Genomic DNA, 26,674 nt, shown 5'->3' with positions numbered 1-26,674 from the left:
TCGACGAAATCCTGACTGTCGTCCGGTTGAAGTTGCCGAAGGAGCTTCGTCGATCGCTCGCCTGTACCAACATCGCCGAGAACATGATGGGCACCATTCGCCGCGTCACGCGCAACGTCAAACGCTGGCGGGATGCCGGTATGGCCTTGCGATGGGTCGCGGCCGGCATGATCGAGGCCAACAAGGGCTTCCGACGATTGAAGGCGCATAAGCAATTGTCGGTTCTGCGTGCGGCTCTTCAAGCTCGCCACAATCGCATGACGATCAACCCCGTTGCCCACGTCACGAGGGCCGCGTAACATTCATTCCGGCAACGTCGGCCCGACCTAGTTCAACAGCGATCGGGACATCCCCCAAACTTGCGTTTGGCACTGTTTTGGGATCTTTGGACCACACCTGAACCAAAACCGATGAGCCCGCCGCAGATCCAGCGCTTGATATGAAGGTTCATTAGGATCGCTGAAGCTGCCATCCAACTACCAAACCTGACAGCTCGAAATTCGCGATCCAGTCGGTCTCGCCGGGTCCGCGATTTGAATTAGTCCATCAGACGATCCTCCGAGGGTTGTCGTAGCGCACAAGAACGTCGCATGAAGAAGTGTTGGACGAAGCCGCGGCCCGCACCGGCCTCGACCAGCCCATGCATCGCCGAAAGCTGAGACACTTCGTAGCGAATTTCGGGCCGAAAGCCGGCGCTGGCGCAACGCTGAGCAAACCGCACTTAGTGGGGGAAAGCGACTCAGGTAAGAGCTCCCTTGCAGCACTACTGCAGAATGTCTACCCGCTTGAGAGTGGACGTATCCGGTTCGGCCCTTATGGCCTCCATGACCTCTCGACCGTACCACTGCGCAGCATCGTTGCCGCGGTACCGCAGTCGATCGACGTCTTCTCGGGCTCGGTGATCGAGAACATCGCCCTCGGCGAGGGCGAGCCGGACATCGAGAAGATCTTGCAAATCTGCGATCAAATGGGGCTGCGGGAGTTGATCGAGCGCTGGCCTGGTGGCTTCCAGGCTCATCTGGGCGAGAACGGCGCACGCCTCTCCGGCGGCGAGAAGCAACGCCTCGCCTTGGCTCGAGCTCTGTACCGGGATCCGGAGATCCTGATTCGCGACGAGGCGACCTCCTCTCTCGACTCGGTCGCCGAAGCGTCTGTGCTACGGGTGGTTGAGAATCTGCGTCGGGCCGGTAAGACCATTGTCGTCATCTGTCACCGACTCAGTGCCATTTGTGGGGCCGACAAGATCGTGGTCTTGGACAAGCGGCGGATTGTTGCGGAGGGAAAGCATCGTGATCTCTTGAGTGCTGGAGGCACTTACGCCCGCTTGTGGCGGGCGCAAACCGGATCCAGCTCACAGGTTCAGGCAAGGACCATCTCAATATTTTCCCGATAGCCTACACTACGCGTAAGCGACGGAAGGAGTGTCGGGGCGCTGTCACGTTGCTTCGTGGCTGCTCCGAAGCCGTTGGCATTCGGTAGTTCAGACTAGCGTATGCCTGGGGGCACATGCGTCTCATCTTCCTGAGAAGCCTTCGAGGCCTCGGCGATCGGAACGAACCCAACTTGAAATCCAAATACACGTCCAATCCTGTTCAGCGTTTCCGCGGTGGGATTTGCCGCCCCTCGTTCAAGATCGGCGATTTGGCGCGGCGTCAGCTTGAATAGCTTTGCAAATTCGAGTTGGGTGAGTCCAAGCGCTCGGCGCATCTCCGCCACTCCCTGCGGCAAACGAAGCGCCCCAGCTCGAGCCTTCGCCGCAATCGCGGTGCGACGGTCTCGAATCTCTTCCTTTGTCGGTTTACGCCATCTAGCCATATCGATTACCCCTAAGCTGGGACATTGCGTAGCTTAGCGACACCGTTCGCCATATCTTCGTTACGAATTATCGCGTTTGTCACAACCGAGTCTGGCACACCATGTTTTGTTGCGATCTCTGGAAGTGCCCGCAACAGGTTTTCCTTGGCGGCCAACGCGGCCATCAGCTTCTCAGCAGGTACGTTTGGACCCGAAACCGTCTCACAGACTTCCCGCCAGTCCGGATCGATGTCCTGTCCCCCACCTTCAAGCATGCAACCCCACTTCGTAGACCTGACAATGCCCGCTGCCGCAATCTTCATCGGAGCGAAGTCGAACAAAGGGGCGAGCCGTATGCTTCCATCTGGGAACTTCCTGAGCGCGGTGTTGCGACCGTGATTGTCGGGATTTCCCATGGCCAAGTTCAGCATGTCGCGAAGCAGGTACTCCGTCGTGTCTTCCAGAGGATTGGAGGAAACCGCTTGGATTTTCTTCAGGTAGATTTCGTGCCTGCTTTGATATGCGAACTCTGCGACACCAATTGCCGAGACCAAACTCTCTTGTCCGTAGCGCAACAAACCATCGGCTGTGACCTTCCGATCAAACCGCGGAATGACGAGCACCCCGCTGCCATAGGTATTCGTCCTCTCTACCGCTATCCCGAACTCTTTGGCGACCTCCGAATAGCCCGCCTCCGACTCCAGAATACGCTGATCTATGCCCTCGTCGCTGCGCAGAAGTTTTGCAATGATGTAGTCGACACCGTCACCATCCTGCACCATCGAATTTGGGTACCAAAGTCCGTCGCGCGACCGAGTTAGAGAAACCTTTGGCCAGTCGCCCTGCAGCCCGCTCGAGCCTGATGCAAGCATCGAAAACCGATCAGCGACCTCCAAAAATGCGTCGCTGCGATCAAGAATATCCTTCATGGTGACGCCGCCGAGCGATATGCCCTCTAAGCGTTCTGCTTCCTGATCGTACGCCTCTTTGATCCGAACGTTGCCAACCGGAGAGCTGCCGGCTCTCATCAGGAGGTGGATTCGCGTAGACGGCGCGTCGACCGGAAGTTCCAGAAATCGGGCGATCCTTTCGGCATGCCGCCCTTGGGGTATGAAATCCAACAGAAATGCTGGCCAGGTCTTGGCTGAACGATCCGCCAGATCGACTGGCGCATCGACCGAGTAGGCATGCACGCCCCGTAAAGGGCGGTCTTCCGAATATGGAATAGCGCCGAACTTCGCGAAATAATCCACTTCGTAGCTCGTGCCGGAAGGGCTCTTGTAGCCCTTCTCGGGAGCTTCCAAAGTCACGAGGGCGGCGTCACGCCATTTGCCCTCAATAAAGGTCTGGATCGTCAGCTTCATTTTATCTACCCCTTATAAGGTAGAATAAAGCACCGGAAGAGCAATAATCAACCCATTATAGTGGGTTAATTTTTGCTAAGTGGAACCGATCACGACCAGATTTGGCTCCTGCCGATGCGGATCGATGGCTAGCAACGGCCCGCCAAGCAGATTTCCCGTTGGTGAGAGCAGTCGCGGGGCTGGATACGCCTGCTCGAGGCTGACCAGACAGACACGTTTGCAGATTGGCTCGGACGCTGAAAGACACCAATGCCGGTTGCCGGGTCGCCCCCCGGATTCACCGTCCAGAGCTCGGCAGCCCAGGCGATGAAAGGAGCTGGCGAAGGCGTCAGCGAAGGGTGGATTGACTACGCCAGTGATCCCAGTTGCCTTTGTTCAACTGGGCAACACCCGTGACTATCTCGCTCTGCGGCGGTGACGAGCGGACCCAGAACATCCCAAAAACTACTCGCCCTCCCGAAACGCGGATGTCATCGCCGGAGTTTTGCAGGCTTGTTGCGAGCAGATTTCGTCGCCGGCTTTGCGCCGGCGAGATCAGGCAATGGGTCTTGTTTGTGGACCAGCCGATCAGGCGCTGCGTCGGATCGAGCGCCTACCATTACTCCACGGAGAGCCGACTGATGACGATGTTGGAACATGGCGCACAGCACTCTTCGAGGAGCTCAGCACGGGGCACCGGCGTCGAGCGGCCCAAGCTTCCAGTCATCGCACACAAAGGAATCGCTGCGGCCAAGGCGAGCCGGCTCTGGCCGTTAACGGCCGCGCCGCAGCTCAAGCGATCGATATGCTCGTTACCCGCCTCACCACCATATCATCTAAGGGCTTCCGCCCGGCACTTCAGCTGCTCGCTGGCCTGAGCTAACTTAGCAGCCAAATAGCAATGAAGATGATGAGCGACCAAGTGGCAATGCAAAATGCCGAGGCCGCACGCCACATGTTGACTCTTACTCGATTGCGCCAATTGATCAGCTTCAACGCACAACCATTGAAGCACCGACCGCGGACCACATCGACCAGGTGCCCGTAGCTATGAAACTCGAACTGCGAGCGGTTCTTTCGAATGTAATCGATCCGCTCACGAGGTGAGAAACACCAAATCCATATCTCGTGAGCGCGCTCCTGCAACGCTGCCGTCAACAAACGAGACTCTTCAATGAGGGGATCTGCTCCCGTCGTCATGCTGTGTACTTCATTCATGCTGTGTGAGCTGGCCGCGTCAGACAAGCGAACATTCGCTGTCGACGCATGCGCAGTTTGGCCGCAGTTTGGCCTATTGTGCGACGACGCTACACCCTGACGTTACGTGAGATTCAAGCTGTTTTGCGCCTACCAGATCCGGTGGGTCATGGCTTCTCGCGCTTGCTCGCATCGACAATAGATTGGGTCTCTTGGCGGTGCCTCACTCTAACGTTCGGGGTAGTGCGTTCGCATGTTTGACGCCTCAGCCTCACCATTCAGCCATGAATTCCGCTTGCTGATGAACTCGTGACGAGACTTCTCGTGCGTTCCTATCTCTCCCAATACGCGACCGCATGGACCGACGTGCATCGGAGAGAGACCTCAAGACGCACTTTTTCGGAATCTCGCCGTGCCGTCCCTCATTTGCAGAGCTTGGCCGATTCATGAATGATGCGTTTTGTTTTTCGAAGACTGCGCGGGGACCGTGATACGACGCGGGTTCAATGAACTTAAGAAGAATTGCTGGAATCCATGTCCCAATCTGATCCGAATATCGATTCTTCTGCGCGCCGGGCCAGCCGCTCATACTCGTCCGCGATCCTAAGTAACCTGCGCCTTGATTTGGGGCAGGTCAGTGAGGCTGCTTTCGACCGCGTCGCTTCGGCGCGACTTCGCCAATGTTGCGGACCATAGAATGGTTGCTTGGATGCCATGAAGATGCGCATGCAAGCGGAAGGCCAAGAGACTGCCAGGCAACTTCTCACGAACTCCGCTCAATCACAGGCGCCGTTTGGACGCATCAGATAGTCACGCCTGCCGAACCGGAGGCTATCGCGAAGTCGCGTTCTGAAGGCGATGGCACACATCCCAACTCGATACCGCCGGGCACTCACAGCGCTCACAGCTGTTCAGTCATTCGGAGCACTGCGGTCAGAATGATAGGCAGAAGGCAATTCTAAAAGAATGCCATGCGGAAGAAGGAAAGCTCTCTTGGTGCTCGATCTCGCAGAGCTCACCCAGAACGCGAGGACGCCAATCGTTCGAAATCGCGACAGATGCGAAGGTGGAGACGATTTCTCGCCGAGTAGAGCTGCTTCAATTCTAAATAAAACTGCCGCAGTGCCACGCCACGTGAGACTCGCCTCACTTGATAGCGACGCAGTCATCAGCGCTTCAATAAGCGCCCATAAAACCCTCGACGCATCGATGCCCGTCAATGAGTTGAGTGCCACCACGACACCTCGCTTTTATTGACATTTAGGCGTTCGAATTCCGACATCTCGGCCAGACCGAGGTGTCGTGATTGACGACAGTATCTCGCTGGAGTTGCTAGAATGGACGACATTGTGCCTGAACGAAACCGGACATCCGAGCCTCTCCTGAGCGCGGCATTTGAGAAGTCATGGCGCTTCGTGGAGAAAGATCCGTTCCTGACTCACAATGCGAGGGACGTGTTGCGCGCGCGGCTGCGCGCCCATCTTGAGCGCTCATCGCGGAGTGGCGAGCAAAATCCTTTTCAACTGGCAAACAGCGCCATCTGGAATCTACGCAATGAGTTGGGACGGCGACCGGGCAGCTGACGCCACGCCGCACGCAACGACTTCTCCCCTCTTTTCGGATCTGCCGCTGTAGGCGCATCGAGATGAAACAAACATCTTGCTGTCGTCTTGAGGGGCCCCTAATTAGATCACATTTCGTGCACTCGGGACAGCCTTCGCACTCGTCCACCGAGCTCCGCATTGGGAGCGTCGACCGATTTCGAGTGACGGCGGGCGATTAGAAGGCCTTCTAGCCTGGGAAGCGCCACGCAAAGCTGTTTACCGAGCCTACATCTCGGCGCGCGCTTTTGCCGCTCAACACGCTACCCCAGCGCGAGGTGTCCCGAAACGGCCAAGCCGTTTGGTCGCCTGCTCAGAACCTCTTAATCTCTATGCCAAACTTCCGCAGCGCATAGCCGATTTGACGCGGCGTCAATCCAAGCAGACGGGCCGCCTTTGCCTGCACCCAACCCGATTTTTCCATCGCGGCGATGAGGGTATCACGATCTGCGATGTTCGCGCTCCTTAGAAGCGAGGTATTACCCGGCATCAAGGCCACCGGTTCATTCTCGCCCGTCTGGGCTGGGCCGGGAAGTAACGGAGCCGCCTCAACCCGCGCGATGACCGGCTTTGCCGGAGGCTCTCCGCACCGTGCCGATCGCGGAGCCATTCCGTTGGATCCGCCCTTCCACAGCAGCGCGGAAAGGCACTGGCCGTGACGGCAGGCAAAATCGTCCTTGAGAATGGACGGTCCGGGCGCCAACGTCGCGGTACGCTGCACGCAATTTTCGAGTTCGCGAACGTTGCCGGGAAAGCCACAGCTCATCAGGACTTCCATGGCACTTGGATCGAAGGTCAGCGTACGTCCATTCTCGTGATTGAAGTTCTTGAGAAACTCCGCCGCAAGTAAGGGAATGTCGCTGCGCCTCTCACGCAAGGGCGGCAGTAGTAGGGGAACCACGCTGATGCGATAGTACAGGTCGGCGCGAAACTCGTTCTTTTCCACGGCCAATTCGAGGTCACGGTTGGTCGCAGCAATCACGCGGACATTGACCTTGACGGTCTGCGCGCTACCAACCCGCTCGAACTCCTGCTCCTGCAGGACGCGCAGCAGCTTTGCCTGAAAGGCGGCCGAGATTTCCCCGATCTCGTCGAGGAACAGCGTCCCCTTGTCGGCGAGCTCAAAACGCCCTTTGCGTGAATTGAGAGCACCCGTAAAGGCTCCTCTTTCATGACCGAATAGTTCGGATTCCAACACTGTCTCGGCGAGCGCTGCGCAGTTCATCTTGATGAACGGCCGTTTCGAACGCGGCGATAGCTCATGGATCGCCTTGGCGACGAGCTCCTTCCCGGTTCCGGACTCGCCGCGCAACAGCACGGTTGCGTTGGATTTTGCTACCACCGCGATCTTATCGAGCAGCCCACGTAACGGCGGGCTGATGCCAATGATGCCGTCGATATGCACCTTCCTACGCTCCCGCCTCTGGTTCTTGAATTCGGAGAGTTCCTTCTGAAGACGATAGCTTTCTGACATGAGACGTTTGCGGTCGCGGCCGACGAGGCGATGCAACTTCACTGACTGTCCAACCAATTTGGCAATCATACAGAGCAAGCGGACGTCGGGCTCGAGTGGGACCATTGGCTCGTCGTTCGTCACACGCTCGATCGACAGCGTTCCCACCACTTTTTCATCGATGACAATAGGGACGCCGATGAACGACACCCGCGTGTAATCGGAAGCGCCGAGCACGTCCAAATCTGCCGCACTGAACGCCGGATGCGTGGCAATGTTCTCGGCCACAAAGTCAGCGCCCGTGGAAACGATCTGCTCGATGGCTTTTTGCGGAAGGCGCATGCGGTAGCGCTCATCGCTCCCCTCGCTCCATCCCGGACCGACCGCAATCTCGGGCTCGTCATCATCTGCGAGGAGAGAAATCACACCGTGTCTCATCTGCAGGAAGGATTGCAGAAGGTCGACCACATTCGCCAGCGTAACCTCAAGCCGAGACGCACTGGCGAGTATTTGCGTTATTTCGACGAGGCCCCTCAGTGCGGTTTCGTTCAACGCGACCACGATGGAGCGGCCGGTCTCGGCTTCATGTCGCTCGCATTCGGAAGTGGCCTGCGTCTCGACGGTGCCTTCTTCGCACTGATCATTCTGCCAGGCACCTCGTTCAAACTTCGGAGTATCGCCTTCCATCTGACACTCGATCTCGCACCAACGCTCGCAGAGATATCACACCTGCCTGATGCGGCGCTAAACACATAAGCGTGCCATTCTCTACATTCCGTACGATCCAGTTCAAGTCTTGATGCTTTGCGACCCAATGTCGCGTCCGCAAGTTTCTTGGCAGACTCCAAACATCGGCGGATTTCATACATCACGCGCGTCTGGTTTCGCACAGAGGGCACACGCGACCTACACGTCACTTCTCGCGATGAAGACTCTGACGTGATGATCACCACACGTGAGATTTACGCATCGCAGTGAGGAAATGCACCGACACACAGAAGGTGGGGCTCGCCTTTCCCAAGGACCCTCCCCGCAAGCACAGCAAAGCCCACCGGCCGTCGTCCGGGAACAGCCCTGCCTTGTCTGCAAGCAGACCCCATGCGATGCCCATCATCTCAATTCTGCCCAACCCAGGGCTCTCGGTCGCAAGGTCAGCGACGAGTTTACCGTGCCGTTTTGCCGCTCCCACCATCAAGCGCTGCATCGGCGCGGCAACGAGAGGACGTGGTGGGCCGACATGCAGATAGCGCCGCTGCCCGTCGCGAAAGACTTGTGGGCGGCAAGCCCAATCCACCGCTCGGCCAGCTGGCCCGCAACAGAAAGAACTGCTGGTTCGATCGCTGGCAGGAAAATGTCCCCCCATGAACGGGACCGTTCCACTCGCACCTCGCTTGTCATCCCTCTCAAGATGGGCTCAGTAAGTTGGAACAGCTAATCAGATCCGGTGTCAGCCATCTCTCGGCAAATACGCTTTATAAGTGCGCCTGATGCCCTCCTCGAGCGACGTGCGCGCGCGCCAGCCGAACCTAGCGAGACGGCTGACATCGAGCAGTTTGCGCGGCGTGCCGTCAGGCCGCGAGCCGTCGAAGGTGATTTCGCCCTGATAGCCGACGGCAGCGGCAACCACGCGAGCGAATTCGGCGATCGTGATGTCTTCGCCGGTGCCTATGTTGACCAGCTCGGGACTCGAGTAAGTCTTCATGAGGTGTACGCAGGCATCTGCCATGTCGTCGACATAGAGGAACTCGCGCCGTGGCATGCCGGTGCCCCAGACAACGACGTTCGGTACTCCCGAGAGCTTGGCCTCGTGGAAGCGCCGGATCAAGGCGGCCACGACATGGCTGTACTCTGGATGGTAGTTATCGCCGGGTCCATAGAGATTGGTCGGCATCACGCTGATGAAGTCGGAGCCGTACTGGCTGCGATAGGCTTCCGCCATTTTGATGCCGGCAATCTTGGCGATCGCATAAGGCTCGTTGGTCGGCTCGAGCGGACCGGTCAGGACCGAATCCTCGCGCAAGGGCTGGCTTGCGAGCTTCGGATAGATGCAGGACGAGCCGAGAAACATCAGCTTCTCCGCGCCGTTCAAATGCGCGGCGTGGATGACGTTGGCGGCGATCGCGATGTTGTCGTAGATGAATTCAGCGCGCAGAGTGCTGTTGGCGACGATACCGCCGACCTTGGCGGCCGCGAGGAAGATCACCTGCGGTCGCGTTTTCGCAAACCAGTCGAACACGGCGGCCTGGTTGCAGAGTTCGAGCTCGTTCCGCCCGACCGTGAGCAGCCGCACGTCTTCCTGCGCGAGCCGGCGCACCAGCGCGCTGCCGACCATGCCGCGATGGCCAGCGACATAGACGGTCTTCCCCTTCAGCTCAAACGGTGTGCTTGGCACCAGCGACCTCCCGTCTCGCTTCGTTCAGATCGCTCGCTACCATTTCCTGCACCAGTTGCGCGAAGGTCCGCTTTGGCTTCCAGCCGAGCTTGTCGCGGGCCTTGCTGGCATCGCCGATGAGGAGGTCGACCTCTGTGGGGCGGAAATAGGTCGGATCGATCCTGACCACGGTCTTGCCGCTCTTCCTGTCGACACCAATCTCCTCGACGTCCTTGCCGCGCCATTCGATCTGGCGGCCGACTTGCGCAAAGGAGAGTTCGACCATCTCGCGGACCGAGCGTGTCTCCCCGGTTGCGAGCACAAAATCGTCCGGCTTGTCCGCCTGGAGGATCATGTGCATGCCCTCGACATAGTCTCGGGCGTGGCCCCAGTCGCGCTTGGCCTCGAGATTGCCGAGATAGAGGACGTCTTCCAGGCCCACCTCGATGCGAGCGACGCCGCGGGTGATCTTGCGGGTGACAAAGGTCTCGCCGCGAATCGGGCTCTCGTGATTGAACAGGATCCCGTTCGAGGCGAACATGCCATAGGCTTCGCGATAGTTCACCGTGATCCAGTAGCCGTAGAGCTTGGCCACGCCGTAAGGCGAGCGTGGATAGAACGGTGTCGTCTCCTTCTGCGGAATTTCCCGAACCAGCCCGTATAGCTCCGAGGTCGAGGCCTGATAGAAGCGCGTCTCCTTTTCCATGCCGAGGATACGGATCGCCTCCAACAGCCGCAGCACGCCGATCGCATCCGCATTCGCGGTATATTCCGGGCTCTCGAAACTGACGCCGACATGACTCTGGGCGGCGAGATTATAGATCTCGGTTGGCCTGATCTGCTGCATCAAGCGGATCAGATTGGTCGAGTCGGTCATGTCGCCGTAATGCATCAGGAACGGCACGTTGCCGACATGCGGATCCTGATAGAGATGATCGACACGCGCGGTGTTGAAGGATGACGACCGCCGCTTGATCCCGTGGACGACATAGCCTAGACCAAGCAAATACTCCGCGAGATAGGCCCCGTCCTGTCCGGTGACGCCGGTGATTAAAGCGATACGCTCACGCATTGCCCAAGCCTGTCTTTCTCTCCGCTTTGTCCTAAGATGAACGCTAACAATGCACCAGAGCCCGACGCAAATGTTCGAATTGGTCGATAGCCAGATGAGGTCTCGGCCCTTTTGCTTGCCTAGGCGGGCTTCACGCCGGCTTGGGATAAGCCAGGGTGTCTGCGCGCGAATTCAAAGGCCCGAAATCGGGAAGCCGTCCAGGACCGTCAAAACTTGACCTTGCTTGCTCGGCAAGGCGATCGCGTAAAGACGGCTCGCGAGCGCATTTGGTGAGCGCTCGCGCATCTGCCAGGCGTACCAGCATGGCAAGCACGCCTGTCGCTGGACGGGAGCAGAACGATGCGTCCTAAAGGCTCGTATTCCTGAGCAATACATCCCCCTCAACTTGCCGGGGATATTGGATCACAACCTCGAACGAGGGTAGCAGTCGGAGAATGGCCTGTAGCGAGAGCTGCCCCTCATAGAGTTCCTTGTCGCTGTATTCCGTGTAAAGAAACCGAGTCTTGTCCAAGATTTTTTTGCCGCCATCGATGACGTCCGCTTCGGCCCCTTGTACATCCATCCAAATGAGATCGATTTTCTTCAGACCCGCTTCGTCGCACCAATCGTCCAGCCTTCGAGTCTCAACCGGGATGGGACGATCAAATCGAACCCAATCATACTCGACAATATGCTTCTTCGGTCGACGTATCGAGCCGGATAGATCCCACTCTTTGGCCTCGCCCTCTCCATTGCTTGGATGGAAGTCGATGGTTCCATTTCGATCGCTGATAGCGACCTCAAACAGCGCGACCTTGTCGAGGTACGGCTCCATCTTCGTTTTGAACCGGGCTGCCGCTCGCGGATCCGGCTCAAAGCAATGGAGCTTGGCCTCCGGACACAGCTTGAGAAAGCATTGGCTATCTGTTCCGTCATTGCAGCCGATGTCCAGAATGACAGGATCTGGCTTTTGAAGAAGCGAGATGATGTGCTCATGTACTGTTACCAAGACAAGTTCTCCTTCATGCGTTCGAAACGTCCATTGCGGTGCGCTGGATAGACCTTCGTCTGGCTCCAAGAAGCCGCGGTATTTCGTTGAAAATTCAGTGCGCCGGTTGAAAGAGATCTCACGAGCGCTGATCGACGTTCGAGGCCGTCAGCGCCTGCTCCAAGTCGCAGACCATCGAATTGACCAGCGTCAGATTCTCCTCGACCTCGGACTTGCCCGTAGGCTCCGGCCCATCCATTCCGGAGGGATCAGAAGCCGAGGAGGCATTCTCTTCAGCTTGCTTCGGAGCTGCGCCCGCGACAGATTGAGCCGAAATGTCGAATGATGTTGCTCTCGTGCCGCCGAGCATATTCCAGCCGGTGCGAAATAGCCGACGATAGCGTTCGGTTACTGCCCGTCCCCTATCCACAACGCCGGCTTTGCGCGCATACTGCAGTTCTTCCTCATACCCGAGATCCAGCAAGAGTTCGGACCCGACGAGATCAGTTACCGCCTGCATCTCCTCTACGCTCAGTGCCGTTTGCCAAGCCTGGATCGAGCGAGAATCGACTGCTGTTCTCTCCAATATGTTTCGGTCTCCGAAGCTGCTGGACTGCAGGTAGTCCGTTTTCTCGGTCGTCCCCGATTCAATAGCTGCTGGATCGCAGCCAAGCGAAGCGATCAAGCGCCGGATTTCCTCGTCGGGCCCCGCCGCTAGACGTTCGTAGTGAACTACCTGCGTCTGAGGGTGGCCTCGCTGCTCGGCAAGGGCGGGAAGGCCAAGAACGAGATCCGCGAGGGAGGATGCGATAGCCGGCGTCGGCTGGCCGCGCACAAGATCGGCGAGACAGGCTCCAATGGCGGACGGGCAGCTCGCCGAGTGGAGTGGAATTCCCCATGTCGATTTGAGCGATGCGGCAATCGCATATGGATTGCGGATCAGCAGGATGCGTGGCGCTTCTGGATAGAGGGCCTCCAGGAAGCCGAGCACCATCCAATAGCGCGGCGTCTTGTCGATGAAGATGCGTTTGGTCGCCGCCGCCAAATACTGACCGTAAGCTGCATCGGCGAAGACGCGATGGACACTTGACTGGTCTATTCGACCGAAGAACTCGGAAGTCGCGGCCCGAATCAGGGACGAGCCCGCCGGGTGGCGGTGGTCCACCGTACCCATCGCCTCAAGGGCTAACAGTAGCCAGGGCTCTGGCGGGGCCAGTATATCAGGATGCTGCTGCAGCAAATGCGCGAGCAGCGTCGTTCCCGAGCGGGGAAGACCGAGAAGAAAGCAAACTTCGGGGAACGCCTTGAGATCACGCATCATCATTCCTTACCTCCGGAAGGGATCGACCGGGAGACACGCTTGGATCTGCAGCGACACTGGAATAGGCGCCCAAGCGTGAGCGACAGCTTCGTTAAGTAGATTGTCGAACGACATGATGTTCGACGAAGGCACCAGAGCGCTCGTTCAACTGTTCTCCTTTCAGGATCAGACGAGCCGGATTATTCAAATCAAACTCGATAACGCATGGCACGAACAGGCTCGCATACCGCGTGAAGGCGCTGGTCGGCGGAAAGCGGATCAGGGTCTCGCAACGACCAAGGAGATACATCTCGATGAGAGCGGAACAGCCGCCTTCAAAGCCGAGCGTGGCACTATGCAATGGTCCGGCCTGATGCGTCTGGAAGCGCTTTGGCACAGTGAAGAGATCCGGACACACATCTGAAATCCGATCGAGGACCCACGTACTATCAGTACACAAGAACACCTTCATTGGTCTTGGGTCCGGCCGTGCCTTTGCCATGTCGACGGCATGGCGTATCTGCCGCAATGCACACTCCGGATCGGCCCAATAGGGCGCATGCCCCATAATATCTTCACCGTTACCGTGCCGAACATGAACTCCGATAATGTTATAGCCTCTAAAGTGCTCCTCGTAGATTGCCTCAATCCGTTCCCGAATCTCCAGTGTCGGCCTAAGCTTCCGAAATATCTGTCGTTCTGCATCCTGATCGCATCGCCACATCAGACAGGCATCGCACACCACGGTGCCAGCGTCGCAATCCGCTTGGGACTCGAAAAGCTTACCCAGCTCGTCTCGCTCTTTGAAAATTTGTTCATCCGGGCGGTAGGCGCAATCGATGTGCGGCCTATTCCACCATGACGGAAAGAAGGGACCTGGAAATGCGACCTGATTGATCCGATCATCGCAAATGACCGGTACGCCGGCGATGTCTTCAACCGGCTCAAAAAAAACCGGAAAGGCGTTCGTGAAGGGCTGGTCGAGATAGCACGAGCCGCGCCAATCAACGACGAGCGTCCTTCTGGTCCGTTGCGCGTAACTCCAGGCCGCCGCCAGCGACCACAGGCAATCACCGAAGCCGGTGCGCCGTCTCGAAATCACAAACCGATTTTGCATCGACTCACCACCAAGCTCGCGCCGTCGATCGTTAGTTGGGGACATGACTCAAGCCATATTCATTGCGTTCCGGTTATCCCGAGTTCGCTGCTTGGTCACGGTCGTTGATGCGACCTGCGTTGAGGGACGCAGATGAATGAGTCGCTGCTCCCAAAGTCCGCGCAGCTCCGTAACCAGAGCTTCATGCCTGGCCATATCGGACGTCACTGCATCCAGGAGATGCCCGAGGACACCCTCCCCTTCGATGCGCATCAGGAGATCAAACAAGTCATCCGAAATCCGCAATCCGTCTCCGGCGGAAGCGTTCGTCCGTATCTCAGAGACCGTCTCCTGCCGATCGGGCGCGGTAAAGGCGCGGACACGATGGAGTGATGCGTAAGGCGGCAGCGAAACCGTCAGCGCCGACCAATCTTCAAGCGTTGCGGTCCGCTTCTTTATGAGAAATGGACCTACCACTAGACCGTCCAGCTCAGTTGTCAGGAACGTGGCGACTGCGTCTGCAATCGTATCCACGATAGGCTCGGCATTGTTGTTGAATGAGGTATTGAGCAGAACGGGAATGCCAGTTCGCTTCTTGAACTCATTGATGAGCGCCCAATAAGTTGAATTCGAGTTGCACGATACCGTCTGTAACCGCGCCGTTCCATCAACATGTGTAATGGCGCCCAGCAGGTCCCGCTTGGACTGATGCACGCGAACGACAAAATTCATGAACGGGAATTCGCGCGCGCCATTTGGCAGCTCGAAATAGTCTGGCGCATCCTCCTCCAGCACCGACGGCGCGAACGGTCGATAGCCCTCGCGCTTCTTGACCATCGCATTAATGCGGTCCTTGTTCGCTGCAGGCCGGGGATCGGCAAGAATGCTCCGATTGCCAAGTGCACGTGGCCCGAACTCCGATCGGCCCTGCACCCACCCGATCACGGCGCCGCCCGCCATCCAGTCCGCCGCCCGGCCCGCCACGTCGTCACAGCGCTCGACTTCGAGGTGCCCGGCCCATGCTTTGAGTTCCTGCTCCAACTCGTGCTCAGACGCGAGATCGGGTCCCCAGTACACCTCCTTCAGCCGTTCGCGCGGCGCGGGGCGGCCCACTTCGTCAGACATCATCAGCGCCGCGCCCAATGCGCATCCCGCATCGTGCGCCGCCGGCTGCACGAAGATGTCCTCGAACAGCCCGGAGTACAGAAGCTTACCATTCATCGTGCAGTTGTGAGCCACCCCTCCAGCCAGACAGAGCCGCTTCAGGCCGGTCGCCTCCCGATGATGCCGGAGCAGGTGGAACACAATCCGCTCCAGCGCCTCCTGCAATGAAGCGCTCACATCTCGATGTTGCTGGGTGAACGGCATTCCCTTTTTGCGGGCCTGGATATTGCGCAGCAAGGTAGGACCGATGCCGTCCAGGAAAACCCGGTAGCCCCCGTTCGGGTACAATTCATAGAACTGCTCAAAGAGCTTGCGATAGACAGCGGGATCCCCGTAGGGCGCCAGGCCCATGACCTTGTACTCATCGAACAAGCCATAACCGAGATACCGGATCGTCTCGAGATAGAAGAGTCCCAACGAATTCTTCTCGGGGAAGGCCTCAAGTTGCCTCACTTCCGCTTCAGACCCGACCGCCAAGATGCCGGACAGAAAATCCCCTCCGCCGTCGATCGAGAGAACAAGGCTTTCCTCGAAACCCGACATCGCAAATGCGCTTACGGCGTGGGCCTGATGATGACCAACGAACGAGACGCGCGAGGCATCAACTTCGGTGCCGAATTCCTGCGCCAGCAACGTCCTTAGCAATAGTTTGGCATCGAGCGGAATGTTGATCCCCGCCTGCGAGGCAAACATGCTTTCGAGCATGGCGTTGCAGTAGGTCTCTGTCGCGTAGAAGGCGATACGATCGAGATCGCCAAGCTGCACTCCCGCGGCCTCAAGGCAGTATCGAATCGCGCCTGCTGGGAATTTGTTGGAGTGCTTGATTCGATTGAGCCGCTCTTCTTCGACGGCCGCCAGCACACGGCCGTCCTGGACCAGAACGGCAGCGCCGTCATGCATGAACGTGTTTTGCGGTCCGACCGTGTTTTCGTATACTTTGTCCAGTCCACCACTCAATCCGAGACACAGCATCCAACTCTCCATAATAACTGGGACGCCTACCGGCCGTAGACCATCCTATTTCGCCACCGCCTACCGTCGTTTGGCGCTACGAACCTCAACCAGGCGTTACGGCCCCTGAAAGAATTCTCCATAAGGCCCGCCAGCGACGTACCCGCTCTGCCGACGGTTCTGCCTCGCTTGGTTCAGCGGGGTCGGGCAGCTTCGCTCTGCTTGGTCGAGCAGCACTCAAGGTCTTGGTCGTAAGCACCATGTCTTGGCGGCGGCGGGACTTGCGAAGACAGCTACCGTTAGACCGCTCTGAAATTCCATGCTTGGTCTTGCGAGACGAAACGAGATCCTTCTCGGGGGTGTCGATCAAACTCATACCGGTGCTCAGCGCTGCTTCCAGCTGCTCATTCGCCAGGACTTTGGTAGTCTGCTCTGCCCTGCTCACGGCAAGCGTACTCGCCTTCATCCCGTTGCTACCCGATTCACGACGCTGCATCTTCGGTCTCCTATTTCGGCGCAACTGGCGTCAGCTCATCAGGCGTCGACGGAGAAGTACCGCCGACAACAGGAACGGTAACACTGCATAGAGACACAGCGCCCCGATATGGAAGGCTGCGCTGCCCCCTTCGTGACCGAGCATCATTGGCCGGATGAGATCGACCGATTGGGTCAGAGGCAGCAAACCAGCCACGTCCTGAAAGGCGGCAGGCAGCTGCGTCACCGGAAAGACGGCACCGCAAAGGAACACCATCGGTGTGACGATAAGCGTCTGATAGAATACAAAATAGTCGTGACTTGGCGCGAGCGACACGGCCACCATCGCCAAGCTGGCGAAGACAAATCCGCTAAGAGCAATCGCCGGCAGGCCGTACAGAAGAAACGACCACGCTGCATAGCCCAGCGTTGCGGCTACAATCGCAATGGCCGTTCCGGCCAGGACGGCCTTGCTGGCCGCCCACGCCAATTCGCCGAGCAGGATGTCGCCGAGCGTGAGCTGCGTACACAGCATCCCCTGCCAGGTACGTTGAACGTTCATGCGCCCGGAAGCAGCGTAAATCGTCTCGAAGGTCGCCGAGGTCATCGCGCTCGTCGCGACCATGCCAGCGGCCAGGAAGGCGATGTATGACGTGCCCTCAACACGCCCTACGATGGCTCCGAGGCCAAAGCCGAGACCAAACAAATTGGTCATGGGATCTGCGAGATTTCCGAGAAGCGAGGCGACCGCGACTTTCCTCCACGCAAGGTAGTTGCGTCGCCATACCGCGATCCAGTTGTAGGCGTTGGCAGGCATGGCCGTCGCATAACCCTCAAGCATCCTCCATCTCCCGCCCAGTCAGCCGCAGAAAGACATCCTCGAGATTTGGCGGGCGCTGCAGCAGTCGAAGACCCGGCCGCCCGCGGAGCCTCGCACTCACCTGGTCTGGGTGCGGCGCATAACAAAATAGTGTTTCACCGCTTATTTCGACGCGCCGCGCATGCGGCCTGATCAGCGCACATAGCTCCTGCGGATCGCCGCCATAGATTTCGACGACATCGCAGCCGATTTCCCGCTCGATCAGTATGTGGGGCTCGCCTTCGGCGATCTTTCGTCCGTACTCAAGCACGCACAAGCGATCGCACAGCCGCTCCGCCTCTTCCATGAAGTGCGTCGCCAAGAGGATCGTCTTGCCACGCGCCAGGAGAACTCGAAGACGCTCCCAAATCAAATGGCGCGCGTGCGGATCAAGACCCGTGGTCGGCTCGTCCATGACCAGCAAATCGGGGTCGTTGATCAGAGCCCGCGCCAAGGTCAAGCGACGTTTCATGCCTCCGGATAGCTCACGGACGCGCGCATCTGCCTTGCCTTCGAGGCGCGCGAAGTCGAGCAGTTCTGGCGTGACCGCTTTGATCTTGCGTTCACTCATTCCGAAATAGCGCCCGAATACCAGCAGGTTTTCGCGAACGGTGAACTCCGGCTCGAGATTGTCGAATTGCGGGACGACGCCTATTCGCATCCGCGCCAGGCGAGCGCGAGCCGGCACGGGCTCGCCGAGCACGGTGATCTTGCCCGCGTCAGGCCGCACCATGCCGAGAATCATGCGCGCAATGGTGCTTTTTCCTGCGCCGTTCGGTCCCAGCAGGCCGAAGCACTCCCCCGGCCTCACCGCGAACGACAGGCGATTGATGGCCGCCTTCTGGCCATACGACTTCTTTACGTCGGAAAGTTCGAGCGCTACGCTGGACATGGAGTCAGCTCGCCCGCCATTGCCCCTTCGACGGAGGCCAGCTTTTTCGTCCACAATAGCCCGTCGCACCATACGTGCTCAACGCGCCCCCATCGGCAGGCCGCTTCGGCGTCAGGGAAGAACCCACGTCCATGCTGGTTGGCGCTGGTATTGCAGAGGAGCGGAACGCCCGTGATCTTTTCATATTCAACGAGCAACTCTGCGACCTTATGCGAAGAGGTTCGAGCAATCGTTTGCAACCGGGCGGACCCATCGAGATGTACAACGGCGGGAATCTTGTCGCGCCAGCCCTCTCGCGTCTGATGATCGAACAGCATGTAAGGATCCGGCGTCCCTGGATCGAAAATTTTCGGCGCGCAATCCTCAAGACATATCGGCGCCACTGGCCGGAAATGTTCGCGAAATTTGATGTCGTTGAGATAGTCTTTCATTTCCGCCGATGTCGGCGCTGCTAGGATGCTTCTGCCGCCCAACGCGCGTGGCCCCAGCTCGGCTCGTCCAGCGAGGAACACGACGGGCTTGTTGCTCGCGAGGATCGTGGCAAGTTCGTGCATGCTGCACGGCGCCGCCTCCCATTCGGACGATACGGCGCCATCACGCAGGGCTGGACCGCTATAGACCGACCATTCCAGAGGCATGAAGCCTTTGTCCGACACCATGGCGGCGCACGCTGCACCAATTGCCGAGCCGCTGTCATTCGGAAACGGAGGCACCCAGACGGCATCGAATAAGCCCGTTGCCCGCAGGGCGCTGTTCCATTTGATATTGAGACCGCAGCCACCGGCTATACACAAATTGCGCGATCCCGGGCCCGAGTGCCGCAGCAAGGCAATCGCAATTTGTTCGACAAGGAGACGCTCGAGAAAGCAGTGAAATGATGCGAGTACATCTTCGGCTCGCTTGTCTACAAGCCTGAGCGCGCTGGCCTCGAAGAACTCATGCATGGCGGCCAACGCGGACTCCGCGTTATGGATGTCCGCACGATAACGGCGCGCACGCTCCGTCTCGGCAGCAAAGTGTTCCTCGTAGAGCTGCCGAAATACCTCCACAATGTCTTCATCAGCAGATCCGAGCGCGATGAAGGCCATTATCTTGCCCGCTGTGCCCAGATCCCAATTGGTTCGGCTGGTTTGCTTATACGGACCGAAGTGATGGCCTGCAGCGGCATAGGCATGACCTATCATCGGAAACAGCGTCTCGACGAACCGAGCCCCGCGCGGCTCTACATAATACAGACGTGGAAAGATGCAGCCGTCCCATACAAGACAAAATGAGGGTTCTCCGGCTTTGGCGAAAGGGCTGGTGCAATACGCGGACGCCACATGGCCCGTGACATGCGGATAGCTCGCGTAAGGGAAGTTTCTGCCGTCAAGCATGAGCTTGAGGCCCTTATGCGCCGTGAGCAGGCCTTCGGCATCCCGCTCCACATACGGCGCCCCTCGAAGCGTGATAGGCGTCATCCCGCTGAGTAGCTGGAACTGTGATTCGAACTCTCCGTCCCAGCCGTCGATGACGAAATGATCAACGTCCTGTGGATCGAGACCGTGCTCTGCCAAGACGGCGACGACTGTATCGAGATTGTCGATCGCTTGATAGCGCGGATTGTTGCTTCGCTTCTCCTGCTCGACGCAAAAGACCAAGCGTCCATCTTCGATCAGGGCAATCGCCCCGTCATGCGTCAACTTGATACCACAGATGCGCATAGTTCCCCCGTTCCAAGGTCGTCAGTTGGGTTGAATTGAATTGCGAAAGCAGGCGAGCAAGCAATCCTCGTTGACCGACTCACCCTGGCAGTGCACCCTGCCGACTTCGACCAGAGTTTCCTTCAAGATCGCGATAACGGTCTCCGCACCAGCAGCGTGACCCCAGCGCCGGCAGTTGGCATCGCGTGCCGATCCGAAAACCAGCAGTCCTTCCGGCGCGAGCATTCCCACCAGGTTGCGTATGGCCGCGCGCATCTCCACTGTGTCAGCCAGATAGTAGAGTACTTCCGCCACGACGATCAGATCGAACGATTCTGCCGCGGAGAAACGTTGGATATCGGAGACGACCCATACCATATGAGACCATCGCCTCGTCCGCTCCTTCGCCCGACTAATTGCTCGCGGCACAACGTCGACGACAGTGAGCCGCTGGCAGTGGGGAGCGAGCATTTCGGTAAACGCACCGGCCGCACATCCGACTTCGAGGGCGTTCTTGATCGCACCTCGGGTCAGCGACAGCCGAAGCATTTCGGCGTGACGCTCCCGCTCGAACGGATTGCCATCGAGACGCCAAGGATCGTCGGCGGCTAGTTCCCGGTCTAACGATCGATAGGTCATGTCCATGCTCACGAGCCGTTCTCCTCGGGTCGCTCGAATGATCACTCGCCACTACAAGGGCAGTCAGACACTGCCCAGCCGGAGCCGCGGGACAGACGATCCATGTTGCGGCTTGCACAGGCGTCATCACACGGGTGCTCGACGGCGCTTTTCCGGCTTACCATCTGGGTTCGCACAATGACTTTGTCTTCATCCGGATCTGGCGCATTGGCCTTGCGTGACAACCAATCACTGTTGCTCAATGTACACAGCGCATAGGCCTTCACTGGAAGGAGTAGAAAGATGTTGATAGGCGTGTGGAGCGCAAAGGCAAGGAAGCGAAGCTGACGAGCGCGAATTGCTGCCACGCTGCAGCGAACCATCGTCATCGACGCAATCGTAAATCCTGTCCACCACGGCACCGTGGCTGTGAGCAGCAGTTGGGTAATCGCCAAGAGTGACGAGAGGGCAAGCAGCAGCGGGCCTAGATTCTGCCCCACAACGTCGAGCGTAAGGTACCGATCGAGAACGGGAAGCAGGCGCAGCCCAAGCAACGTGTCGCGGAATGTACTCCGTGCCCAGCGGAGTTGTTGCCGGAGGTACGGGACCAAGCTATCCGGCACAACCGTTTCCGCGACCGCGTCTGGAACGTACTCCGTCCTAAACCCGGCTTTCAGCATCAGGATCGTGAGATGACGGTCCTCGCCGAAGTCGCTTGGCTTTCCACGAAAGAACTGTGTCTCATACTGATCGAGCAGCAGATCCAGCGCCGAACGGCGGTACATCGCACAGGGGCCGCAGCAGCACATAACGGCACCGAACCGAGCCTGCGCGGCGCGTTCTTCGTTACATGCCAGCCAGTACTCCATATCAATCAGCTGGGTCAGCCAGCTCTCCGTCCGATTGCTGGCTCTCAGCTGCCCCATGGCCGCGCCGATCGCTGGGTCTTGCATCTTGCCTGCAAGCTTTGTGACCACGTCGCTCGCCAGCTTCGTGTCAGAGTCGACGTTCAGCACAAAATCTGCGGATGAACGGCGGATCGCAGCGATCTGCGCCTTGCGCTTGCCAACGTTCTTCTGCAGCAGAATGAACTCGAATCTCGGGTCGCGCGTGAAGGCTTGATGGATAGGCGCAACATCGCCGCGGTTTGCAGAACCGTCGTCAATCACGTAGACGCGCAATTCTCCCGCAAAGTCCTGGCTCGCGATGGACTGTAGGCACGCCGATAACGTCTGCGGGTCCTCGTTAAAGCAGGGAACGATGACGTCGACACTCGGCGGAATGTAGGATCTGGACGCATCATGAGGCGCCGACGATGGATCTGGGGACACCGCGTAAAGCGCCTGTACACTCTTATAAACCGTGGAGAGCAGCGCGTAAGAAGACACAGCGATGATGCTCGTCGTGGCAAGAAGGTCCATGTGATACTCAGCGTTTCAGTGAACTTGCGGGAGCGAACGGATTGAAAACCCTCGTTCGTGCAATGCCGGGATAAGCTGGGACACAGCCTTTAGGGTTTGGTCTCGACAGGCATGAATGCCGCGCTCCCGCTCGTCGGGCGGACACCCATCATGTAGCAGCACAATTGCGCCCGGCCGAACCGCAGTGAGCACCGCCTCGACAATCGATTCAGCGCCAGGACGCGACCAGTCTTTTGGATCTACCGACCAGTGCATGGCGGCCAGTCCAGCATTGGCCGACGCGGCAAGCGCTTCATCGGTCCAAATCCCATAGGGCGCGCGCACGTGCCGCAGTGAGGCGAGCGGACAAGCCGTCTTGATGGCTGCGCTCGCCGTCAGGATTTCATCTTGTACTTCGACGGGATCGCATCTGGAGAACTCCCGATGGTTCATGGTGTGGTTTCCGACACCGTGCCCCTCGGCGATCATTCGCCGGATCAGTTTCGGATGATCCACTGCGTACGCGCCGATGACGAAGAATGTCGCTGGAACTCGATGATCTGCCAGGATGTCCAGAATATCCGGCGTGCAAAATGGATCTGGGCCGTCGTCAAACGTGAGGTAAACGTTGTGATCGGCATTGCCGCTCGCGTACTCGCAACGCACTTCCGAAAAGCGATCGAAATGTGTCATAGCTCTGGCCCATTGCGAGAAATTGTCGTACCCGCGGGCCAATCGCCCATCGACTGTGCGATCGGCAAGACTACGACCAGTACGTCCTCATCCCGCGTCGCGGGCACGTTGAGATAAATATCCGGTTGGGTGGACCGCACGCGCATGCCCGTGAAAACCGTCGCGAAACCGTGCCGACCGATCCTTTCGACGTGCTTCTGCATTGCAGGCCGAACCCCACCGAATCCGAATGGTACGCCAAGCTCCTGCAGGGTCGGATACATGAGGTGGATCGCGCCGTGATAGGTGACTCCCCGCCCTTCAAGATCTCGCCGCACCGCGTACAATCCGATTTCGGCGACCAGTAGATCGACGGTCCCAACCTTGATGAAGCGGCGCAGTACGCCGGCATGGCCCGCTATACCCTGAGAGTCGTACGCGATGACGCGCAGCTCGGGCCTTGCACCGGCCCAGCTCCGGCCGCCCTCGAACGGCTTTGCATTGAACTCACCATTGGCTCCGTACGCCTTTTGGAAAAACTCGGACAGTTCGATGTGGTCTACGAGCTCGAGCTCGCTTTCCCAGCATAGCCTCCAGCGCATTTCAGAGCGCATGGACATCTCTCCTCTTCCTCGTCCTACCGGGACACAACACGAGTTCGATCGATATTGCCGTCTATCTACGTCCGATCGTCTCTTCGCGATCGCGGATGCTGGCCCATCGTGCAATTGGGCCCTCGCGCCTCCGGCTTCGCGAACGAACCTGTCTCAACGAACCCCACTTGCTGGCGGCCGCCATAAGCGTTGGCGTCGGGAAGCTCGATCGAAGCCAAATTGCAGTGAGCGTGGTCACCGCCGCGCGTCCGATCATCTCCAGCTTTCGTAATCGCACCGGCCCCAGCCGATTCTCCGCGTGGCCTCACCTGCCCCCGCTTCGAGCACGCTCTCGCACATTCAGACCGTCGTCCCTCCGCACTGCGAGCTACACTGCTTGCGATGGCGGCATGGAGCTTTTCGAACGGCGGCTTGCTTCGCAAGGACCCATCGCGGCACCTAGGACTGCATCGGTGGGGCGCGCCGCCAGCTACGCTGAACGCGCCCCTCGCAGTCAGGGAGACACTTGCGCCCGTCACCAGTTGATCTGCTCGCCGGAAAGTCTGACAGGAGAGCCCAAGTGTTCGCTGAGCCGAAATGGCCCTGCCGATTGCAGCGGCCGGGTCCTGGCGTTCGTCACCTGAACGTCGTCGACCAAACTGGCCATAGTTGGAGTGGCGGAACTGCCTCGAAACGCGATTACGGGTTTGCGGCAACCTCGCCACGGCGGCCGGCGTCACCGCAAGCAAACGGTCATAACCAACCTTTATGAACTGCGGTGCCAAGTGCGTTTCTCCAAAACCTACAAAATTCTCAAATCACGTACGATTTCCCTACGTCACGTCGCGGGAATTGGTAAAATCGATTGTTTGGATCAAATACATCTGGACTATGGATAGGTGGCGGCATGCGTTTTAGAGGCCTTGATCTCAATCTCCTCGTCGCGCTCGATGCTTTGATGACCGAGCGCAAACTCACGGCGGCGGCGCGCAGCATAAATTTGAGCCAACCGGCGATGAGCGCAGCCGTTGCGCGGTTACGTTCCTACTTTCGCGACGAGCTCTTTACGATGAGAGGACGTGAGCTCGTTCCTACGCCTCGCGCCGAGGCGCTCGCCGCTCCGACCCGCGAGGCGCTGCCTCACATCCAGCTCTCCATCACATCTCGCGAAGCATTCGACCCAGCTCAATCTGAGCGCTGTTTCAAGATCGGCGCGTCCGACTACGCTACACTTGTGTTTCTTCGCAATATCATAGAGCGTGTTGCGCGAGACGCTCCAGCCGTCAGCCTTCGAACTTATGGGTCTCACGGACTATCCGGATCGGCTCTTCACCGTGGCGAGATCGATTTTCTCATCCTGCCCGAACTTTACATGACAGGCGGCCATCCAAAGGCGAGGCTTTACGAAAAGACGTTCGTCTGCGTGGGTTGTCGCTCAAACAAGCAGCTATCGCGGCAGTTGACGTTCGAGAGGTACATGTCAATGGGGCAGGTTGCGGTCAAATTTTGTCGCACGCGAATCCCCTCCATAGAGGAATGGTTTCTGCTCGAGCACGGCCTCAAGAGGCGGCTCGAAGTCATCGTCCAAGGCTTCAGCATGGTCCCACCCTTATTCTTGGATACTGACAGAATTGCCACGATGCCCCTGACATTGGCCAAGCATTTCGCGAAAACGATGCCCCTTCGGCTCAACAAACTTCCACTGCCGCTGTCCGGCTTCACCGAAGCCGTCCAATGGACGGCGCTTCACAATACCCATCCAGCAAGCATCTGGATGCGACAGTTGTTGCTCGAGCAGGCAGCTCGCATGTCTCCTCAACACGAGAACAGCCGAGCTCGCAGGCACAACTGATCTGCCTGGTGCGCCTCTCGTCCGCTCCTCTCACGCTTTGCGGTGCTCATCCACTCGCGCGCTGGACATACTGCGCGGTCGCGATCGCTGGCACGACGCGCTCCACGTCGCTGCCAACATCCGCGTCACTTGTTGTCGTCGTCAGTACGGTTACGCGGCCGGCTCTGGGGACAATTGTCGGGCCGCGTCATTGCATCTAGTCGCTCAGGCAGTTCGTCCACGCTGACGTTTGCTTCGGAATTCATTGCGATATCGCGCAGCCGATCCCGCAGAACCGTCGCGCGCGTCACTTGACGCTCTGCTCGCTCCAACTGCTCGTTGAGCAGGGCAGGAAGTGAGGTCTTCCCCTCCACTGTCTGTCGAATCTCCTGAAGAGAGAATCCAAGCTCGCGAAGCGCCAGAATGTGACACACCCTTCTGACGCTTTCCCGGTCGTACATCCGGTGACCACCGTCTGTCCGCTGCGAGGCAGCGAGCAGCCCCGTTTCCTCATAGTGACGCAGCGTGCGAACCGTTACGCCGGTCGCCTCTGCAAGTTCACCGATGCGTCTCCATCGACGCCTGAGTGTTGTTGGTCTGGTCATGTGTACCGAGCTACAACCTGACGCCGCGTACGGTTCAAGCGATTTTGATGATGTAGTGATCTTGTGACGACCTTTTCGTAGCGCAAGGCCTACCTGATCTCGTCATCGAGTTGACCTGCGCGCGCCGGGCGCACGCCGAAAGATGCACCCAACGGCCCGCCGCGTGAGATTTTATCGGCTGACGTTGCCGGGCGTGTGGACGGCGCTCAACTAGGCAGCGATGGCTGCCATCAATTTTCTCAGAACGTCCACTTCAGCCTGCCCCGCGCGCCGCAGAATGAGCTTGGCGATTTCTGCTCGATTGGCAGGGGTTCGCATGCTTTGCGGCAGCGCGCTGATTGCGTCATCAAAAATCTTGCCCAATGCAGAAAGATCTTCTGGATCATAAACACCACTGATTACCCGCAGCACTTGCGCCACCCTCCTGTCACACTTCGCGAAGGGTTCGGCACCTTGCAAGCGGTTTTGTCCGTGTTAGGGCAAAAAAGAGACTGACCAACGGCGTACAGGTCATCATACAGAATCCTTCGGTGCTGGAATCGACGCGGCGCAACACGACGACGCGTGACGTCTGCGATCGGCGAAAGCACCTGCTCCATCTTTCTCAACATGCCGAGTTGGCAACGTCTCCGCCGAGGAAGTGGGCGACTGATCGGACTCAAAACTCACTCCTCGCAACTGAGAGCGCCAGTGTGCACGCCTTTGTCCTCGGAACGTCTGCCTCACTCCGCCGGTCAGG

At 58.4% G+C, this 26,674-nt stretch carries 22 protein-coding genes and 3 pseudogenes; 5 read left to right on the top strand and 20 right to left on the bottom strand.

Going from position 1 to position 26,674, the window contains the following annotated elements; all coding sequences use genetic code 11:
* Positions 1-299 (top strand): annotated as a pseudogene (locus tag K289_RS0136040) (IS256 family transposase); the annotation flags it as partial.
* A gap of 239 nt (positions 300-538) precedes the next feature.
* On the opposite strand, the gene K289_RS53195 reads toward K289_RS0136040, so the two are convergent.
* Positions 539-664, bottom strand: a complete 126-nt coding sequence (locus K289_RS53195; protein ID WP_371260895.1) for a hypothetical protein — start codon at positions 662-664, stop codon at positions 539-541.
* A gap of 57 nt (positions 665-721) precedes the next feature.
* Here K289_RS53195 and K289_RS0136035 point away from each other — a divergent pair.
* Positions 722-1,393, top strand: a pseudogene (locus tag K289_RS0136035) (ATP-binding cassette domain-containing protein); the annotation flags it as partial.
* Between the two features lie 92 nt (positions 1,394-1,485).
* Here the strand turns inward: K289_RS0136035 and K289_RS46375 are convergent.
* The 3 genes from K289_RS46375 to K289_RS0136020 all read right to left on the bottom strand — a co-directional run bounded on the left by K289_RS46375 (position 1,486) and on the right by K289_RS0136020 (position 4,337).
* On the bottom strand, positions 1,486-1,707 hold the full coding sequence (locus tag K289_RS46375) for a helix-turn-helix domain-containing protein (protein ID WP_371260894.1): 222 nt from the start codon (positions 1,705-1,707) through the stop codon (positions 1,486-1,488).
* Positions 1,708-1,826: 119 nt separating this feature from the next.
* Positions 1,827-3,158, bottom strand: a complete 1,332-nt coding sequence (locus tag K289_RS0136025) for a type II toxin-antitoxin system HipA family toxin (RefSeq protein WP_027555872.1) — start codon at positions 3,156-3,158, stop codon at positions 1,827-1,829.
* A gap of 858 nt (positions 3,159-4,016) precedes the next feature.
* The gene (locus tag K289_RS0136020) at positions 4,017-4,337 is read right to left on the bottom strand and encodes a hypothetical protein (RefSeq protein ID WP_156918366.1); all 321 of its coding nucleotides are present in this window, start codon (positions 4,335-4,337) and stop codon (positions 4,017-4,019) included.
* Between the two features lie 1,334 nt (positions 4,338-5,671).
* On the opposite strand from K289_RS0136020, the gene K289_RS49430 reads away from it, so the two are divergent.
* Entirely contained in the window at positions 5,672-5,917 is a 246-nt protein-coding gene (locus tag K289_RS49430) for a hypothetical protein (protein WP_082908038.1), read from the top strand.
* A 331-nt stretch (positions 5,918-6,248) separates the two neighbouring features.
* Here the strand turns inward: K289_RS49430 and nifA are convergent, their stop codons facing one another.
* A complete protein-coding gene (gene nifA, locus K289_RS0136015) occupies positions 6,249-8,075 on the bottom strand; it encodes a nif-specific transcriptional activator NifA (RefSeq protein WP_027555870.1) in 1,827 nt (608 codons plus the stop codon).
* A 311-nt stretch (positions 8,076-8,386) separates the two neighbouring features.
* On the opposite strand from nifA, the pseudogene K289_RS52570 reads away from it, so the two are divergent.
* Positions 8,387-8,823: pseudogene (locus tag K289_RS52570) on the top strand (hypothetical protein); the annotation flags it as partial.
* A gap of 12 nt (positions 8,824-8,835) precedes the next feature.
* On the opposite strand, the gene K289_RS0136005 reads toward K289_RS52570, so the two are convergent.
* The 13 genes from K289_RS0136005 to K289_RS0135945 all read right to left on the bottom strand — a co-directional run bounded on the left by K289_RS0136005 (position 8,836) and on the right by K289_RS0135945 (position 23,520).
* Positions 8,836-9,780, bottom strand: coding sequence for a GDP-L-fucose synthase (locus K289_RS0136005; RefSeq protein WP_027555868.1), 945 nt, complete (start codon positions 9,778-9,780; stop codon positions 8,836-8,838).
* Positions 9,761-10,831, bottom strand: coding sequence for a GDP-mannose 4,6-dehydratase (gene gmd, locus K289_RS0136000; protein ID WP_027555867.1), 1,071 nt, complete (start codon positions 10,829-10,831; stop codon positions 9,761-9,763). The genes K289_RS0136005 and gmd overlap by 20 nt, the downstream gene beginning before the upstream one ends.
* Before the next feature lie 346 nt (positions 10,832-11,177).
* Positions 11,178-11,819 (bottom strand): FkbM family methyltransferase, encoded by a 642-nt coding sequence (locus K289_RS0135995; protein ID WP_027555866.1) that lies wholly within the window; start codon positions 11,817-11,819, stop codon positions 11,178-11,180.
* A gap of 118 nt (positions 11,820-11,937) precedes the next feature.
* A complete protein-coding gene (locus K289_RS46370) occupies positions 11,938-13,122 on the bottom strand; it encodes a sulfotransferase (RefSeq protein ID WP_051311154.1) in 1,185 nt (394 codons plus the stop codon).
* A gap of 88 nt (positions 13,123-13,210) precedes the next feature.
* Complete coding sequence (locus K289_RS46365; protein ID WP_305728255.1) at positions 13,211-14,260, bottom strand: nodulation protein NodZ; 1,050 nt, start codon at positions 14,258-14,260, stop codon at positions 13,211-13,213.
* Between the two features lie 3 nt (positions 14,261-14,263).
* A complete protein-coding gene (locus tag K289_RS46360; RefSeq protein ID WP_051311160.1) occupies positions 14,264-16,330 on the bottom strand; it encodes a carbamoyltransferase in 2,067 nt (688 codons plus the stop codon).
* Between the two features lie 505 nt (positions 16,331-16,835).
* A complete protein-coding gene (locus K289_RS0135975; RefSeq protein ID WP_027555865.1) occupies positions 16,836-17,624 on the bottom strand; it encodes an ABC transporter permease in 789 nt (262 codons plus the stop codon).
* Complete coding sequence (gene nodI / locus K289_RS0135970) at positions 17,617-18,534, bottom strand: nodulation factor ABC transporter ATP-binding protein NodI (protein ID WP_027555864.1); 918 nt, start codon at positions 18,532-18,534, stop codon at positions 17,617-17,619. Before nodI ends, K289_RS0135975 begins: the two co-directional genes overlap by 8 nt.
* Positions 18,522-20,237, bottom strand: coding sequence for a nodulation protein NodU (nodU, locus tag K289_RS0135965; RefSeq protein ID WP_027555863.1), 1,716 nt, complete (start codon positions 20,235-20,237; stop codon positions 18,522-18,524). Before nodU ends, nodI begins: the two co-directional genes overlap by 13 nt.
* A gap of 21 nt (positions 20,238-20,258) precedes the next feature.
* On the bottom strand, positions 20,259-20,861 hold the full coding sequence (gene nodS, locus K289_RS0135960; protein ID WP_027555862.1) for a nodulation methyltransferase NodS: 603 nt from the start codon (positions 20,859-20,861) through the stop codon (positions 20,259-20,261).
* Positions 20,862-20,896: 35 nt separating this feature from the next.
* Positions 20,897-22,255 (bottom strand): chitooligosaccharide synthase NodC, encoded by a 1,359-nt coding sequence (nodC, locus tag K289_RS46355; protein ID WP_084788853.1) that lies wholly within the window; start codon positions 22,253-22,255, stop codon positions 20,897-20,899.
* Between the two features lie 15 nt (positions 22,256-22,270).
* On the bottom strand, positions 22,271-22,927 hold the full coding sequence (gene nodB, locus K289_RS0135950; RefSeq protein ID WP_027555861.1) for a chitooligosaccharide deacetylase NodB: 657 nt from the start codon (positions 22,925-22,927) through the stop codon (positions 22,271-22,273).
* Positions 22,924-23,520 carry a NodA family N-acyltransferase gene (locus K289_RS0135945; protein ID WP_027555860.1) on the bottom strand — a complete coding sequence of 199 codons (597 nt, stop codon included), beginning with the start codon at positions 23,518-23,520 and terminating at the stop codon, positions 22,924-22,926. The genes nodB and K289_RS0135945 overlap by 4 nt, the downstream gene beginning before the upstream one ends.
* 886 nt (positions 23,521-24,406) lie before the next feature.
* Here K289_RS0135945 and K289_RS0135940 point away from each other — a divergent pair.
* Positions 24,407-25,351 carry a LysR family transcriptional regulator gene (locus tag K289_RS0135940; protein ID WP_027555859.1) on the top strand — a complete coding sequence of 315 codons (945 nt, stop codon included), beginning with the start codon at positions 24,407-24,409 and terminating at the stop codon, positions 25,349-25,351.
* Positions 25,352-25,476: 125 nt separating this feature from the next.
* Here K289_RS0135940 and K289_RS46350 read toward each other — a convergent pair whose 3' ends face one another.
* Entirely contained in the window at positions 25,477-25,935 is a 459-nt protein-coding gene (locus K289_RS46350; protein WP_051311150.1) for a MerR family transcriptional regulator, read from the bottom strand.
* 210 nt (positions 25,936-26,145) lie between these two features.
* Positions 26,146-26,346 carry a hypothetical protein gene (locus K289_RS0135930; RefSeq protein ID WP_245284093.1) on the bottom strand — a complete coding sequence of 67 codons (201 nt, stop codon included), beginning with the start codon at positions 26,344-26,346 and terminating at the stop codon, positions 26,146-26,148.
* Positions 26,347-26,674: the final 328 nt, after the last annotated feature.

Origin of the sequence: Bradyrhizobium sp. Cp5.3 (assembly GCF_000426265.1) — a bacterium.
Classification (GTDB): Bacteria; Pseudomonadota; Alphaproteobacteria; order Rhizobiales; family Xanthobacteraceae; genus Bradyrhizobium; species Bradyrhizobium neotropicale.
This window is presented reverse-complemented; position numbering and strand designations above follow the sequence as displayed.